The sequence below is a fragment of the Marinitoga piezophila KA3 genome, from assembly GCF_000255135.1.
In the GTDB taxonomy this organism is placed as follows: Bacteria; Thermotogota; Thermotogae; order Petrotogales; family Petrotogaceae; genus Marinitoga; species Marinitoga piezophila.
On sequence record NC_016751.1, the window covers coordinates 1,921,228 to 1,936,665 of the forward strand.

Below are 15,438 nucleotides of genomic sequence, written 5' to 3' on the forward strand. Positions count from 1 at the left end.
AAAATGGGACTAACAGTAAAAAGCAGTTATGCATTAAGAGCGTTGTATGAACTTGCTTTATTTCATAAAAATGGAGTGAAAAGAGTTTCTATAAATGAATTATCGGCAAAGCAAAAAATACCGAAGGATTTTCTGGAAAAAATATTCAGTGAATTAAGGGAATATAAAATTGTTGATTCGGTGCGCGGAAGATACGGAGGATATGCTTTAAGTAGAAAACCAGAAGATTTAAAATTAAGTGAAGTAATTTATATTTTAGATAGACCATTTCAATCATATGAGTGCGTTGTTACCGGAAAATGTGAAACACTTGGTTCTGAATGCGCAGTGGGATATGTCTGGAAAAAAATAAATACAATTCTTATGAGCGAACTTTCAAAGATTACACTTGCAGATTTATTAAAAATAGGAGAAAAACTGGAATTAATGGGAGGAAATACAGTTGAAGAAAAAATTAATAATGCTGATGAGCGGCGGGGTTGATAGTTCTGTTGCTGCATATCTTGCGAAAGAGATGGGTTATGAAGTAATAGGAATTCATTTTAAAACAATACCAGATGAAGTATTTATAAAGATTCCTGAAAAAAAGAAAATATGTTGTAGTCCATCTGATACCTATGATGCAATGAGAATTGCTGATAAATTGGGGTTTGAATTAAAGGTAATAAAAATATATGAGGAATTTAAGGAAAAAATAATAGATTATTTTATAAAAGAATATAAAGCAGGAAGAACTCCTAATCCATGTATGCTATGTAATAAATATTTTAAGTTTGGATTGGCAATTGATATATTAAAAGAATATGATGCAGATTATATTGCTTCAGGGCATTATGCAATTAGAGAATTTTCTGAAAAATACAATACAGAGGTAATAAAAAAAGGGATCGATGTGTCCAAGGATCAATCTTATTTTCTTGCATATATGAAAAAAGAAGCAATACCACATATTATTTTTCCGAATGGAACTTATACAAAAGATGAGATAAGAAAGATAGCAGAAAAATTAGATATAAATATAGCTAAAAAAGTTGATAGTCAGGAATTGTGCTTTATTCCAGATAACGATTATAGAAGATTTTTAAGAGAAAATGGAATAAATGTATCAACAGGTGAAGTGCTTGATTTGGAAGGGAATATAATAGGAGAACATACTGGTTATACCAATTATACTATAGGTCAAAGAACAGGAATAAAATATTTCAAAAATCCAAATATAAAAATGCATGTGTATAAAATAATTCCAGAAAAAAATCAAATAATAGTAGCTCCAACAGAAAAGGTTTACTTTAAAGGGCTTATTAGTACGGATTTTGAATTTTTGGTTGATTTTAACGAAATTGAAGCAAGATGTAGAATAAGAAAAAGAAATGAGGAAAAAGATGCATATATAAGAAAAATAGGCGAAAATAAAGTGGAAGTTATATTTAAAGAACCTATTTTTGCTGTAACTCCTGGCCAATTTGCCGTTGTTTATGATAATGAAGGAGTGATTTTAGGAGCAGGTAAAATAGAACAATATCTGGAGGTATGAAATGTTGAAAGCTATATATCCTGGAAGTTTTGATCCCATTACATATGGTCATATAAATATAATACAAAGAGCAGCGAAAATATTTGATGAATTATATGTTGTGGTTATGCATAATATAAATAAAAAATATTTTTTTGATTGTGAAGAGAGAATGCAATTAACACGAGAATCATTAAAAGATTATAAAAATATAAAGGTTGAATGTTATGAAGGACTATTAGTAGATTATGCAAAACAGAAAAATATAAATGTTATTATAAGAGGATTAAGAGCAGTTTCGGATTTTGAATTTGAATTGCAATTGGCAAATTCAAACCGTTCTTTGAATAAAGATATAGAAATCCTTTTTTTAATGACAGATACAGAATACTCATTTGTATCTTCAACAATTGTAAAAGAGGTTGCGAGATTTAATGGAAATATCTCTCAGTGGGTACCTAAAAATGTTGAAGAAGCAATATTTAAAAAAATTAGTAATAACAATGTTTAAAAAAAGAAAAATAATTGTGTTAAAATAGTTCAGGAAAATAAGATAATACTGGGAGGGAATATAAATGGCTATAAGTGCTGCAGAAGTAAAAAAATTAAGAGATGCTACAGGCGCAGGTATGATGGATTGTAAAAAAGCTTTAGAAGAAGCTAATGGAGATTTTGACAAAGCAGTTGAAATCTTAAGAAAAAAGGGTGCTGCAAAAGCTGCTAAAAAAGCAGGAAGATCAACAGGTGAAGGAATTATTTATTCATACATTCACCACAATGAAAGAATTGGTGTATTATTAGAATTGAACTGTGAAACAGATTTTGTTGCAAGAACTGATGAATTCCATGAATTAGCAAAACAGATTTCATTACAGATTGCTTCAATGAATCCAAAATGGTTAAAGAAAGAAGATGTTCCTGAAGAAATAATTGCAAAAGAAAAGGAAATTTATGCAGAAGAAATGAAAAATTCAGGAAAACCAGAACATGTAATTGAAAAAATCGTTGAAAACAAATTAAATAAATTCTTCGAAACAAATTGTTTATTAGAACAGGAATTTGTATTTGCAGATGAAAAAGGTACAAAGATTAAAGACCTCATTACAAATGCAATTGCAAAAATAGGAGAAAACATAAAAGTATCAAGATTTGTAAGATACGAAATAGGTGAATAATATATAGGGTGGTCTTTGTCCACCCTTTTTTTTGAGAAAAAGGGGGAAGGAGTATGTATAAGCGAATATTATTAAAGCTCAGTGGTGAAGTGTTATCCGGTGAGGATAAAAAAGGTTTTGATGAAAAGGCGCTTGAGTATCTTTCTAATGAAATAAAAAAGGTTGTTCAACATGGAATTAAGCTTGGAATGGTAATTGGAGCAGGAAATTTATTTAGAGGAAGAGAGTTGCAGGATGTAACTAATAGTATAGGTGACCATATTGGAATGTTAGGGACAGTAATAAATGCCCTTTATTTAAAAGATTACTTTGAGAAAAAAGGAATTAAAACTGTAGTTGTATCTCAAATTGTTAATCTTCCATCTGTAAGAATTATACATTATGACGATATAGAATTATACTTTAATGCTGGATATGTGGTAATTTTTGCAGGTGGAACATCAAATCCATTCTTTACAACAGATACCGCAGCTGCATTAAGAGCAGTTGAAATGAAAGCAGATGTTTTGATAAAGGCTACAAAGGTTGATGGTATTTATGATAGAGATCCTAAAAAGTTTAAAGATGCGAAAAAATATAGTAGAATTACTTATGATGATGCAATAAATCTTGGGCTTAAAATAATGGATACAGAGGCGTTTTCCATATGTAAAAGATATCATATGCCTATAATAGTATTAAATTTCTTTAAAGAAGGTAATTTACTTGAAGCATTATCAAACAATAGAGTTGGCACATTTGTCAAACCCTGATAAATAAATGCATTTTTTATAATTGAAGGAGGGAGAGAAACATGTGGTATGATGAAATCGTTTCCGTTTATGCAAGAGAAGTATTGGATTCAAGGGGTAACCCAACAGTAGAAGCAGTAGTAGAATTAGCAAGTGGTGCAGAAGGAAAGGCTATTGTTCCATCAGGTGCTTCAACAGGAAAATTTGAAGCATTAGAATTAAGAGATGGAGACAAATCAAGATTTAAAGGAAAAGGTGTTTTAACTGCTGTTAAAAATATAAATGAAAAAATCTCAAAAGAATTAGTGGGTTTAAATGCATTTGACCAGCCATTAATTGACAAAGTAATGCTTGAATTAGATGGAACAGAAAATAAATCTGGTCTTGGTGCAAATGCTATTCTTGCTGTTTCAATGGCTGTGGCAAGAGCAGCAGCAGATTCATTGGGACTTCCACTTTATAAATATCTTGGAGGACCAAATGCAAAGGTATTACCTGTACCTTTAATGAATATAATCAATGGAGGAGAACACGCTGATAACAATCTTGATATTCAGGAATTCATGATTGTTCCAGCAGGTTTTGAAAAATTCTCTGATGCATTAAGAGCTGGTGCAGAAGTGTTCCATTCATTAAAATCATTGTTAAAGAAAGAAGGACATGTAACAGCAGTTGGTGATGAAGGTGGATTTGCACCAAATCTCAATTCAAACGAAGAAGCAATTCAGTTTATTATTAAAGCTATTGAAGATGCTGGATACAAAGCAGGAGAACATGTATTTATTGCATTAGATTGTGCAGCTTCTGAATACTACGATGAAGAAAAGAAAGTATATAATATTGATGGAAAAGAATTAACTGCTGATGAAGCTATGGAATACTATGAAATGTTAGTTGATAAATATCCAATTGTTTCAATAGAAGATCCATTTGATCAGGAAGATTGGGAAGCTTATCAGAAGTTTACAGAAAAGGTTGGAAAGAAAGTACAGATTGTTGGAGACGACCTTTATGTTACAAACGTAAAGAGATTACAAAAAGGTATTGATATGAAAGCATCAAATTCAATTTTGATCAAATTAAATCAAATTGGATCAGTAACAGAAACATTAGATGCTATGGAATTAGCAATGAAAAACAATATGACAAATGTTGTATCACACAGATCAGGTGAAAGTGAAGATACATTTATTGCTGATTTAGCAGTTGCAATGAATGCTGGATTTATAAAAACAGGTTCATTATCAAGAAGTGAAAGAATTGCAAAATACAATCAATTATTAAGAATTGAAGAAGAATTAGGAGAAGTTGCAGAATACAGAGGATTAAAATCATTTTATTCAATAAAAAAGTAATTTATTAAAAATCAAGGCAGCCTGTTAAGGCTGCCTTTTTCATTTAATACATATCTTTAAAATCTTCCCATTCAGTATTTAAAATAAGTTCAATCTCAGAAAAAAGTTTCTTTTTTCTGCTTGGATATTTTGAAAGTTTTGAATACATGAATTTTGGAAAGTTTTCATTGAATTCCCCGATTATTGTTAGATAATCTATTAATTCTTTGTTATAATTAAAATCAAAAGTATTTAAGAAAATTAGATTATTTTTGTATTTAAATATATAACTCCTGAAAAATAGAGGATCTTTTAGGTAAATATATTCATTCTGGAATTTTGCAATTAAAATAGAAGAAAATTCATATGAAAGATAATAATCATAAAAACTTTCAAAATCATAAATCTTTCCTATTTTTTTCTCAAGTGAATTTAACATAAAAATGATACCGTCTTTAAAGAGATTATATTCCAATTGACTCATGGGATTTTCTTTTATGATTATAAATCCATCGGTATCAACGAATTTTCGATTAAATTCATATATATAAGTATTTTTTGATTCCATGATTAGAGAGATTGATTCATTGCTTATAGTATAATTTGGCGAATTAAATAAAATCCATGAAAGATAATTTATATTAAATGCAGATTTTTTAAATAATGAAATAAAGATAATATCGCCATATATGTCAGAAATTTTATAAATTATATCTGATATATCCTTTGGATAATATATTTCTTTAAATAATAAACCTTCTAATTTTTTAATATTATTAAGAGTCGGCATTAATTCATTATAAGAATTTAACTCTAAAATCTCTGTAAGATTTAATAATTCTTTTGAAATATATTGACTATATCTAAAATATGATTTAAGCCATACATTTAAAATAGCAACAAAAAATATAGTAATAGCCATAACATATATAATTGAGAATGTAAAAAATCTGGATTTGTTATATACAGTGATTAAATATGTTGAATTTGAAAAATCTACATTTTTAATAAAATAGGCAATACCATTGTAATTTAAGACTATATTTTCTAAATTTTTTCCCAGAAAAATCTTAGAGTATATAAAATATGGAAGTTTTTTTGAAGGATACATAAGATTTGTTTCTGAATCAACAATTATCATATCCATTTCTTCTGTATTTTCGATTAATGTATTTAACAAAGAAAAATCAAAATTAAATTCAAAAATAATATATCCAATGGGTGTTTGAGATGTATCATATAATATAGAGGAGATATAAAATTTTAATTTTCCGTTTTTCTCAAATAGATTTGAAAAAACAAAATCAGAAGAGGTTTTTTCAAGTTTTTCAAGCGAATTATTAAAAGCGGTATAGTTTGAAATACTTTTTGTTTCCTGGAAAATAAAGTTTTTATTAAAATCTGTAATATAGATATTACCTGTAAAATTTATTATACTTTTTTTCTCTTTAATATATAGATCAAGATTTTTGTATAATCTTGAGTAGTTTTCATAATCGATAATAATTTCATTTGATTTCATATTTGAGAGTATTTTTGCGTAACTACTTATTTTTATATCATTTTTAAATGTATTTATGAAATTTATATATCTGTTTTTATATTCTTTTATAAAATTTATACCAATAACAGAAGAACGGTTGACGATGTTTTCAACCGTTCTATTTATAAACTGAATATTTGAATATAATATTATTAAATATGTTGCTGCAAAAAATATTAAACTTACTATAAAAAAGTTTTTAAAAAGTTTTGAATCTTCCATTTAATCACCAGATTTAAGAGTATTTTTACAAACTATTATTAGCCAATGCAACAAGGAATTTTACTGTTTCTTCAACATCAAACATTGAAACCATTTCATGAGGTGTATGTATATATCTTGTAGGAATTGAAATTGTACCTGATGGAATTCCTGATTTTGTTAATTGATAACCGGCAGCATTTGTTCCCCCAAAAATTAAAACTTCCATCTGATGTTTAATATTTTCCTTTTTAGCTATTTTCTTAAGGTGTTCAACTACCACTCTGTCACTTACTGTAGCAGAATCTTTAACCTTTATTGTTGGACCTTCGTCCAGCTTCATAGAAATTCTTTTAAAGTACTTTGGTGTATCAGAAGATGCTGTAACATCAACAGCAATTGCCATATCCACATCATAATTAAATCCAGCAACAGAAGCTCCAATTAATCCCACTTCTTCCTGAACTGAAAATACAAATATTACATTATTTTCTGGTTTATCAAGCTTTTTAATAGTTTCAATTAATGCTACACAACCAATTCTATCATCAAGAGATTTTGAAACTACCTTATCTCCAAGATCATTAAAATGTGCATAATATGTTCCAAATGTTCCAATTGGTGTTTTTTCTTCAGCCTCTTCTCTTGATTTAAAGCCAAGATCAACATATAATACATCAAAAGTGAGATTTGTTTGATTTTTTGAATATTCTTCAACAGTTTCTCCTTCAAATCCAACAACACCCACATAACCGTTAAACTGAACCATTGCTCCAATTAATACCCTTGGATTTACCCCGCCAACAGGTTCTATCCTTAAGAAACCATCATCTGTAATATGAGTAACAACAAGTCCTATTTCATCCATATGTGCATCAAATAAAATTGTTTTATCTCCTGTTCCCTTTTTTATAGCAATTAAATTTCCAAGTTTGTCAACATCTATTTCATCTACATAATCCTTTATTTCTTCAATAATAGCTTCTCTTATTTTATCTTCTCTTCCACTTGGTGAAGTTATTTCAGTTAATTTTTTTATTAATTCTTTCATTAAATAATCCTCCCTTCAAAGATTAAAAGTTCAACAAGTTTATAAGCATTTATATAATCATTTACATCTATGATTGTATTTGGCGAGTGAATATATCTTGAAGGAACAGCCAATATACCAGAAGGAATACCATCCAATGTAGTGGCAAGTCTTCTTGCGTCTGTTCCACCAGCAGTCCTCATCTTAAATTGTAACTTTATATTATTTTCTTTTGCCAGAGAAACAATCTTTTCAAATATTTCTTTTGATAAAACAACTCCAGAATGCATAAAGAATGTAGCAGGTCCATTTCCAAGATGAGTAGCCCATTTATCCTCATCGAGCAATGGAAAATCCCCTGCCGTTGTACCTTCAAGAACAAGAGCAACATCAGGTTTTATCTGATAAGCTGCAACACCGCTTCCCCTGAGTCCAACCTCTTCCTGAACAACAAAAGCGAAATATGTATCATATTGAGGTTTTCCTTCTTTTTCAATCTTATCAATAAGGTTTAACATTAACGCACAACCTGCTCTGTCATCAAAAGCCTTTGAAACAGCTCTGTCTCCTTCTATATAAAATTTTGTATCAAAAGTTACCATATCTCCAACCTTTATTTTTTTCTTTGCTTCTTCTTTGCTTAAACCAGTATAAACCTTAAATTGTGAATAGTCAGGTTTTGCTTTTCTTTCTTCAGGCTTCTGAAGATGTATGGGTTTTACCTGTATTACTCCAGGTATTTCGCCATTAACCAACAATCTTTGTGAAAATACAACTCTTGGGTCAACTCCACCTACCGGAGAAATATGAAAAGTTCCATCATCATTAACCTTTGTAACCATAAAACCAACTTCATCCATATGAGCAAGAACCATAATCTTTTTTGAAGAATCCTTGCCGGAAACCTTAGCTATAAGATTTCCCATAACATCTATATGATATTCATCAACTTTATCTTTAATTTTTTCGATTATATATTCTCTTACTTTATCTTCTTTTCCGGAAATTCCTGGTAATTCAGTTATTTCTGGAAGATATTTTAGAAGTTCATTCATTATTTTCACCTTCTTCTAAATAATTAGCAATATAATTTGCTATTAATATAGCTGACGTATCTATATCAGAAGGATCTACAACCTCTGCGGAAGAATGCATATTTAATATTGGTATTGAAATAAGAATAGTTTTAACTCCTTCTTTTACTATCTGTACAATATCAGATTCTGTTCCACTTCTCATTGGAGCAGGTTCAAGTTGATGATTAATTCCATATTTCTTTGCTGTATCAATCATTTTTTGAGTCTCTTCATTATGCATACTTGGGCCAAGCGCGATAGCTGGACCTTTGCCCATTTCAACCTTTTCATAATATGGAGGTATATCGCTACCAAAGGTAACGTCTATAACTATTCCAATTTCAGGAGCAATATCCTCAGCAGTTCTTTTTGCTCCTTTCAAACCAATTTCTTCACCCTGATTAAAGAGGAAATATATGCTTTTTCCTTCAAGATTAAATTTCTTTAATTCTTCAAGTGTTTTTAATAATACAACACATCCAACTCTGTTATCTAAAGCTTTACCGGAAATTTTTCCGTTTAATTCTATAGCTTCAATATCTACAGTTCCAATATCTCCAACCTCAATGTCTTTGGTTCCACCAGAAATCGAAAAATCTATATAGATATTATCAAAATCTGGCGAAGAAGAACGATGTTGAGGTTTTTGAAGATGCGGAGCTAACATTCCAACGACACCAATTTTTTCTCCATTTTCTGTTTTGAATTTTACGCGTTTTGAAATTAATGTTCTTGGATCCACACCTCCAATAGTGTGAACCATTGCAAATTGCTCATCGACAATTTTGGTAATAACGATACCAATTTCGTCCATGTGTGCAAATAATGCAAATCTTTTTTCTCCATTACCAAGCTTTAAACCAAGAGAACCCTTTCCTGCATCAAAAATCTCTACATCTGTAGAGATTTTTTTTGCATATTCTATAATTTTTTCCTTAACAGGATTCTCATACATGGATACCCCGAAAGCGTTGCTCAAATCCTTTAAAATCTCTCCTGTTTTCATTTTATCCCTCCATTATAATTCAATAGGTTCCACACTAATTTGATCATCATCGTAATGTATAGAAACCGGACCCTGAGGCCAGGCATAATTATTTAAAACTATTCCTGATATTTCAACAAGTGGAGAATCCATTTCTGCTGCTACAATAAAGGTATTCTTTTTTTGAGTCATACCCACTCTAACAGTGCCTTTTACCTTTCCGAATACAATAACGCTTCCCCCGGCTCTAATTTCTGCCCCCTGATTTACATTGCCAAATATTATTATATCACCGGGATTATCTAAAATCTGTCCTGAACGTACATGTTTTTTATAAATATTTGTAGCACTTAATCTAAATTCTTTCTTCTTCTTTTTTACCTCGGGAAGGTCTTCAAAATATGCACCTAATAATTGTAGCTTTTTTTCTTTTGCGATTTTACCTATTTTAGGAACAATAGAATACATTTCTGGATTTTTAATTAATACATAAAAACCGTCACCTTCTGAGAAAAAATTGCTTAATTTATCCAAGTTAACAGAAAGTTCTTCTAGAAGTTGCTTTTGAGTAACGTTTGATTCCATGAAAAAAATGATGTCTCCATCGATAAACTTAGGATAGACAAACTCTTTATTTGACGTCATATAAAAACCTCCCGTAAAAAATAATTAATCTCTATATACTATAATAACATATAAATGAAGCTAATTCCAATTTATTATTCTTAATATAAGATTGATAATCCTTAATTATTGCCTGAATTTAGCTTTTATTGCTGATTTTTTTATTAGAAAAATAGTGAAAAATATTGTAAAATATATTATGGTTTCTGAAAAATAAATTCATTAATCCATTGGAGGTGCATTATGTACTCAGAGGAATATTTGAAGAAAATTAACGAGAAAAAAACAGACTGGGAAGAAACAACGTTAAAAAAGACGCTTGAAAAATTTCCAGAAAGGAAGGAACAATTTAAAACAACTTATGGTGAAGAATTAAAACGCCTTTATACTCCTGAAGACATTAAGGATATAGATTACCTTGAAGATATAGGATTTCCAGGAGAATATCCTTTTACACGTGGTGTTCAACCAACAATGTACAGAGGAAGATTCTGGACAATGAGACAGTATGCAGGATTTGCTACTGCTGAAGAATCAAATAAGAGATATAAATATTTATTGGAACAGGGACAGACAGGATTATCAGTAGCTTTTGATTTGCCAACACAAATAGGATATGATTCTGATCATTCTATGTCAGAAGGAGAAGTTGGTAAAGTTGGTGTTGCAATAGATTCATTAAAAGATATGGAAATTCTCTTTGATGGAATTCCGCTTGATAAAGTTAGTGTTTCAATGACAATTAATTCAACAGCTTCAATATTATTATCAATGTTAATAGCTGTTGCAGAAAAGCAGGGAGTTCCTCAGGAAAAACTCAGAGGTACAATTCAAAACGATATTTTAAAAGAATATATTGCAAGGGGAACATATGTATTTCCACCAGAACCTTCAATGAAGATTATTGTAGATATATTTGAATACGGTTCAAAAAATCTTCCAAAGTTTAATTTAATCAGTATAAGTGGTTATCATATAAGAGAAGCAGGTGCAAATGCTGTGCAGGAAGTTGCATTTACACTTGCAGATGGTCTTGCATATGTTGAAGCGGCTATAAAAGCAGGGCTTGATCCAAATGTATTTGGTAAAAACCTCTCATTCTTCTTCAATGCTCACAATAATTTCATAGAAGAAATTGCTAAGTTTAGAGCAGCAAGAAGATTATGGGCAAAATTGATGAAAAATAAATTTGGAGTAACCAACCCTGCAGCATTAAGGCTTAAATTCCACACTCAAACTGCTGGTTCAACATTAACAGCACAGCAACCATTAAACAACATAATTAGGGTTACATTACAGGCGCTATCAGCTGTGCTTGGCGGTACTCAGTCATTACATACAAATTCATATGATGAAGCGTTGGGATTACCTACAGAATTATCAGCAACAATTGCATTAAGAACTCAACAGATTATTGCGTATGAATCTGGAGTTACAGAAACAATAGATCCGTTTGCAGGTTCTTATGTGATAGAAGCTCTTACAAGCGATATAGAAAAGAGAGCAATGGAATATATAGATAGAATTGAAAAAATGGGCGGTATGGTAAGAGCAGTAGAAGAAGGATATATACAGAAAGAAATATTAAATTCAGCATATGAATCACAATTAGCTGTAGAAAATGGTGATCAGGTAATAGTTGGTGTAAATAAATTTACTGTTGAAGAAACAGGTAAAAACGAAGCAATATTAAAAGTTGATCCAGAAGTTGAAGAAAGACAAAAAGAAAAATTAAAGAAATTAAGAAAAGAAAGAGATAATGAAGCAGTTAAAAAGAATCTTGAAAAGCTCAGAAATGCAGCAGAAAGCAAAGAAAATGTTATGCCATATATTTTAGAAGCAGTAAAATCATATGCTACACTTGGGGAAATTACAGATGTTTTAAGAGAAGTATATGGCGAATATCATGAAGCTGTAATATTATAATTTATATAAATAATAAGAGGAGGACATAAAAATGGAAAAAATCAGGGTTTTGGTAGGAAAACCAGGATTAGATGGTCATGATAGAGGTGCAAAAGTAGTTGCAAGAGCTTTAAGAGATGCAGGTATGGAAGTAATATATACAGGTATAAGACAAACACCTGAAGATATAGTAAATACAGCAATGGAAGAAGATGTTGATATTATAGGTCTTTCTATTTTATCTGGAGCGCACATGAAATTATGTGAAAAGGTCTTAAACTTATTAAAAGAAAAAAATGCAGATATACCGGTATTTCTTGGAGGAATTATTCCTGAAGACGATATACCGGCATTAAAAGAAATGGGAATAAAAGAAGTGTTTGGTCCAGGTACATCATTAGAAGTAATTATTAGCAAGGTGAGGGAAATTGCAAATTCAAAAAAAGCTTGAAAACCTGATTGAAAACTTTAAAAATGGTGAGAAATATGCGCTTGCAAAGATAATTTCACTTGTTGAAAATAATATAAATTACGCCTGGGAAATAATAGAACAATTACCAGAACCTTCAAAGGATACTCAAATTATTGGAATAACGGGAAGTCCAGGTGCAGGAAAAAGCACATATGTTTCCAAACTTGTTAATGAATGGGCAAAAGAAGGATTAAAGGTAGGAGTTCTGGCAATAGATCCTTCGAGTCCTTTTACAGGTGGAGCCTTTCTTGGCGACAGAATAAGAATGAGAAATATTTCAAGCAAGGAAAATGTTTATATTCGAAGTGTTGCTTCAAGAGGCAGTGTTGGAGGACTTTGTGATTCAGTTTATGATATAGTTGATGTAATGAAATCATTTGGTTTTGACAAAATAATCATAGAAACAGTTGGTGCAGGGCAGTCAGAAATAGAGATAATATTCGTTGCAGATACCATAATGCTGGTATTATCTCCAAATACTGGCGATGAAATACAGATGTTTAAAGCAGGAATAATGGAAATAGCAGATGCATATGTAATAAATAAAATGGATTTGCCAGAATCAAATAAATTTATGATACAATTAAAAAATACACTTGCTCTTGAAAATGAGTCGAAATCAAGAACAATACTTCCTGTAAGTTCTATCAGAAATGAAGGAATAAAGGAGAGCATTAGCTGGATAAATAAACACTTTGAAGAGTTAAAACTCTCTGGAGAATACGAATATAGAAAAAAAAGAAGAATGAAAAGAAGAGTAAGGAGTTCAATAATAAGAAATATTGACAATATGATAGAAAACTATAGTTTTAATTTTGAAAATATGGTAGAATTAAAAAAAGAAATACTAAAATCTATCTGTGAGGTGGATGAAAATGAAAAAGATTGATCATATTGGTATAGCTGTAAAATCAATTGATAAAGCATTAAATCTCTATAAAAATCTTCTTGAATTAGAAGTTACTGGTGAAGAAGTTTTAGAAGATAGAGGGCTTAGAGTGGTTTTTGTTCAGGTTGGTGAGACAAGAATTGAATTGTTAGAACCATTAAATGAAAACTCTGAAATTTCTGGATTTCTTGCTAAAAGAGGAGAAGGTATTCATCATATAGCATATGCTGTTGATAATGTTCAGGAAATGATAAATAAATCAAAAGAGTTGGGAATAAAACCGCTTAGCGATGAGCCAAAAGATGGAGCACACAATACAAAGGTTGCATTTTTACATCCAAAAACAACCAATGGAGTGCTTACAGAATTAGTTGAACATAGATAATTACCTCGAAAGGAGTGTTGTTTAATGGACGAAAAATTCCAGGAAATTTACGAAGAATTCCTGAAAAGAAGAGAAAAGCTCTACGAAGGTGGCGGAAAAGAAAGAATCGAGAAACAACATAAATTGGGTAAATTAACCGCCAGAGAGAGAATCGAGTTACTAGTAGATGAAGGTTCATTTGTAGAAACAGATTTATTTGTAAAACATAGAAGTACAAATTTTGGATTGGATAAAAAGTCATTTCCATATGATGGTGTTGTAACAGGAATTGGAACAATAAACGGTAAAAAAGTTGCTATTTATTCACAGGATTTTACAGTTCAGGGTGGTTCTCTTGGTGAAATGCATGCCAAGAAAATAATGAAACTCCAGGATATGGCAATGAAATATGGAATGCCAATAATAGGTATTAATGATTCCGGAGGAGCAAGAATTCAGGAAGGTGTAGATTCTTTATATGGTTATGGTGGAATATTTTATAGAAATACACTTGCATCTGGTGTAATACCACAGATTACTGTTATTGCCGGTCCATGTGCAGGTGGTGCAGTATATTCACCAGCAATAACAGATTTTATAATTATGGTTGAAAACACATCGCAGATGTTTATTACAGGTCCTCAGGTAATAAAAGCGGTAACAGGAGAAAGTGTTGATAAAGAAGCATTGGGTGGGGCTATGACTCACAATGCAAAAAGTGGTGTAGCACACTTTGTAGCTTCTTCAGATCAGGAAGCAACAGAAATAATAAAAAAACTACTATCATATATACCTTCAAATAATCTTGAAACACCAGAGGAAACAGATTTTGACAGCGTGGAACTACCTGAAAAAATATATGATATTGTTTCTCCTAATCCTAAAAAAGGATATGATGTAAGGGATATAATAAATTTAGTAATGGATGAAGGAACATTTTTTGAAGTACACAAATACTTTGCACCGAATATTGTAGTTGGGTTTGCAAGATTAGGTGGAAAAAGTGTAGGAATTATAGCAAATCAGCCTAAGGTTCTTGCAGGTTCATTGGATATAAACTCATCAGATAAAGCTGCAAGATTTATTAGATTCTGTGACGCATTTAATATTCCAATTGTAACATTTGTTGATACTCCGGGATTCTTGCCAGGGGTAAGTCAGGAACACGGTGGAATAATCAGACATGGAGCTAAATTATTATATGCATATAGTGAAGCAACAGTGCCAAAATTAACAGTTATCTTAAGAAAAGCATATGGTGGAGCATATATTGCAATGGCTTCACAGCATATAGGTTCAGACTTTGTCTATGCATGGCCAACAGCAGAAATAGCCGTTATGGGATCTGAAGGTGCTGCAAATATTATCTTCAGGAAAGATATACAGAATGCAGAAAATCCTGAACAGGTAAGAAAAGAAAAGATTGAAGAATATAAAAAAGAATTTGCAAATCCATATGTAGCAGCATCAAGAGGTTATATTGAAGATGTAATAGATCCAAAAGATACAAGAAAAATATTAATTCAATCATTGTTTGTTGCAGAAACCAAGGCAGAAGCAAGACCGAATAAAAAACATGGAAATATTCCATTATAA

General features: G+C 30.7%; 16 protein-coding genes. 11 read left to right on the forward strand and 5 right to left on the reverse strand.

What is annotated here, in order from left to right:
- Window positions 1-3: 3 nt before the first annotated feature.
- From MARPI_RS09085 to eno, 6 genes are all read left to right on the forward strand, one after another.
- Window positions 4-483, forward strand: coding sequence for an RrF2 family transcriptional regulator (locus MARPI_RS09085; protein WP_014297297.1), 480 nt, complete (start codon window positions 4-6; stop codon window positions 481-483).
- Complete coding sequence (gene mnmA, locus MARPI_RS09090) at window positions 443-1,534, forward strand: tRNA 2-thiouridine(34) synthase MnmA (protein ID WP_014297298.1); 1,092 nt, start codon at window positions 443-445, stop codon at window positions 1,532-1,534. Before MARPI_RS09085 ends, mnmA begins: the two co-directional genes overlap by 41 nt.
- Before the next feature lies 1 nt (window position 1,535).
- Window positions 1,536-2,024: a pantetheine-phosphate adenylyltransferase gene (gene coaD / locus MARPI_RS09095; RefSeq protein ID WP_014297299.1), complete on the forward strand. Its 489-nt coding sequence runs from the start codon at window positions 1,536-1,538 to the stop codon at window positions 2,022-2,024.
- 64 nt (window positions 2,025-2,088) lie between these two features.
- Window positions 2,089-2,688 carry a translation elongation factor Ts gene (gene tsf / locus MARPI_RS09100; protein WP_014297300.1) on the forward strand — a complete coding sequence of 200 codons (600 nt, stop codon included), beginning with the start codon at window positions 2,089-2,091 and terminating at the stop codon, window positions 2,686-2,688.
- Window positions 2,689-2,741: 53 nt separating this feature from the next.
- On the forward strand, window positions 2,742-3,440 hold the full coding sequence (pyrH, locus tag MARPI_RS09105) for a UMP kinase (RefSeq protein ID WP_014297301.1): 699 nt from the start codon (window positions 2,742-2,744) through the stop codon (window positions 3,438-3,440).
- 41 nt (window positions 3,441-3,481) lie between these two features.
- Window positions 3,482-4,774 carry a phosphopyruvate hydratase gene (eno, locus tag MARPI_RS09110; protein WP_014297302.1) on the forward strand — a complete coding sequence of 431 codons (1,293 nt, stop codon included), beginning with the start codon at window positions 3,482-3,484 and terminating at the stop codon, window positions 4,772-4,774.
- A 43-nt stretch (window positions 4,775-4,817) separates the two neighbouring features.
- Here the strand turns inward: eno and MARPI_RS09115 are convergent, their stop codons facing one another.
- The 5 genes from MARPI_RS09115 to MARPI_RS09135 are packed head-to-tail and all read right to left on the reverse strand — an operon-like array spanning window position 4,818 to window position 10,233.
- Entirely contained in the window at window positions 4,818-6,518 is a 1,701-nt protein-coding gene (locus MARPI_RS09115) for a cache domain-containing protein (RefSeq protein ID WP_014297303.1), read from the reverse strand.
- A 25-nt stretch (window positions 6,519-6,543) separates the two neighbouring features.
- On the reverse strand, window positions 6,544-7,548 hold the full coding sequence (locus tag MARPI_RS09120; RefSeq protein ID WP_014297304.1) for a M42 family metallopeptidase: 1,005 nt from the start codon (window positions 7,546-7,548) through the stop codon (window positions 6,544-6,546).
- Complete coding sequence (locus MARPI_RS09125; protein WP_014297305.1) at window positions 7,548-8,582, reverse strand: M42 family metallopeptidase; 1,035 nt, start codon at window positions 8,580-8,582, stop codon at window positions 7,548-7,550. The genes MARPI_RS09120 and MARPI_RS09125 overlap by 1 nt, the downstream gene beginning before the upstream one ends.
- Window positions 8,575-9,609: a M20/M25/M40 family metallo-hydrolase gene (locus MARPI_RS09130; RefSeq protein ID WP_014297306.1), complete on the reverse strand. Its 1,035-nt coding sequence runs from the start codon at window positions 9,607-9,609 to the stop codon at window positions 8,575-8,577. Before MARPI_RS09130 ends, MARPI_RS09125 begins: the two co-directional genes overlap by 8 nt.
- A 12-nt stretch (window positions 9,610-9,621) precedes the next feature.
- Complete coding sequence (locus MARPI_RS09135; RefSeq protein ID WP_014297307.1) at window positions 9,622-10,233, reverse strand: septum site-determining protein MinC; 612 nt, start codon at window positions 10,231-10,233, stop codon at window positions 9,622-9,624.
- A gap of 222 nt (window positions 10,234-10,455) precedes the next feature.
- On the opposite strand from MARPI_RS09135, the gene MARPI_RS09140 reads away from it, so the two are divergent.
- From MARPI_RS09140 to MARPI_RS09160, 5 genes are read left to right on the forward strand one after another with little or no spacing between them, the layout of a single operon-like run.
- Window positions 10,456-12,138: an acyl-CoA mutase large subunit family protein gene (locus MARPI_RS09140; protein WP_014297308.1), complete on the forward strand. Its 1,683-nt coding sequence runs from the start codon at window positions 10,456-10,458 to the stop codon at window positions 12,136-12,138.
- 31 nt (window positions 12,139-12,169) lie between these two features.
- Entirely contained in the window at window positions 12,170-12,568 is a 399-nt protein-coding gene (locus tag MARPI_RS09145; RefSeq protein WP_014297309.1) for a cobalamin B12-binding domain-containing protein, read from the forward strand.
- Window positions 12,546-13,478 carry a methylmalonyl Co-A mutase-associated GTPase MeaB gene (meaB, locus tag MARPI_RS09150; RefSeq protein WP_014297310.1) on the forward strand — a complete coding sequence of 311 codons (933 nt, stop codon included), beginning with the start codon at window positions 12,546-12,548 and terminating at the stop codon, window positions 13,476-13,478. The genes MARPI_RS09145 and meaB overlap by 23 nt, the downstream gene beginning before the upstream one ends.
- Window positions 13,459-13,863, forward strand: a complete 405-nt coding sequence (gene mce / locus MARPI_RS09155; RefSeq protein ID WP_041638618.1) for a methylmalonyl-CoA epimerase — start codon at window positions 13,459-13,461, stop codon at window positions 13,861-13,863. Before meaB ends, mce begins: the two co-directional genes overlap by 20 nt.
- A 24-nt stretch (window positions 13,864-13,887) precedes the next feature.
- The gene (locus MARPI_RS09160; protein ID WP_014297312.1) at window positions 13,888-15,438 is read left to right on the forward strand and encodes an acyl-CoA carboxylase subunit beta; all 1,551 of its coding nucleotides are present in this window, start codon (window positions 13,888-13,890) and stop codon (window positions 15,436-15,438) included.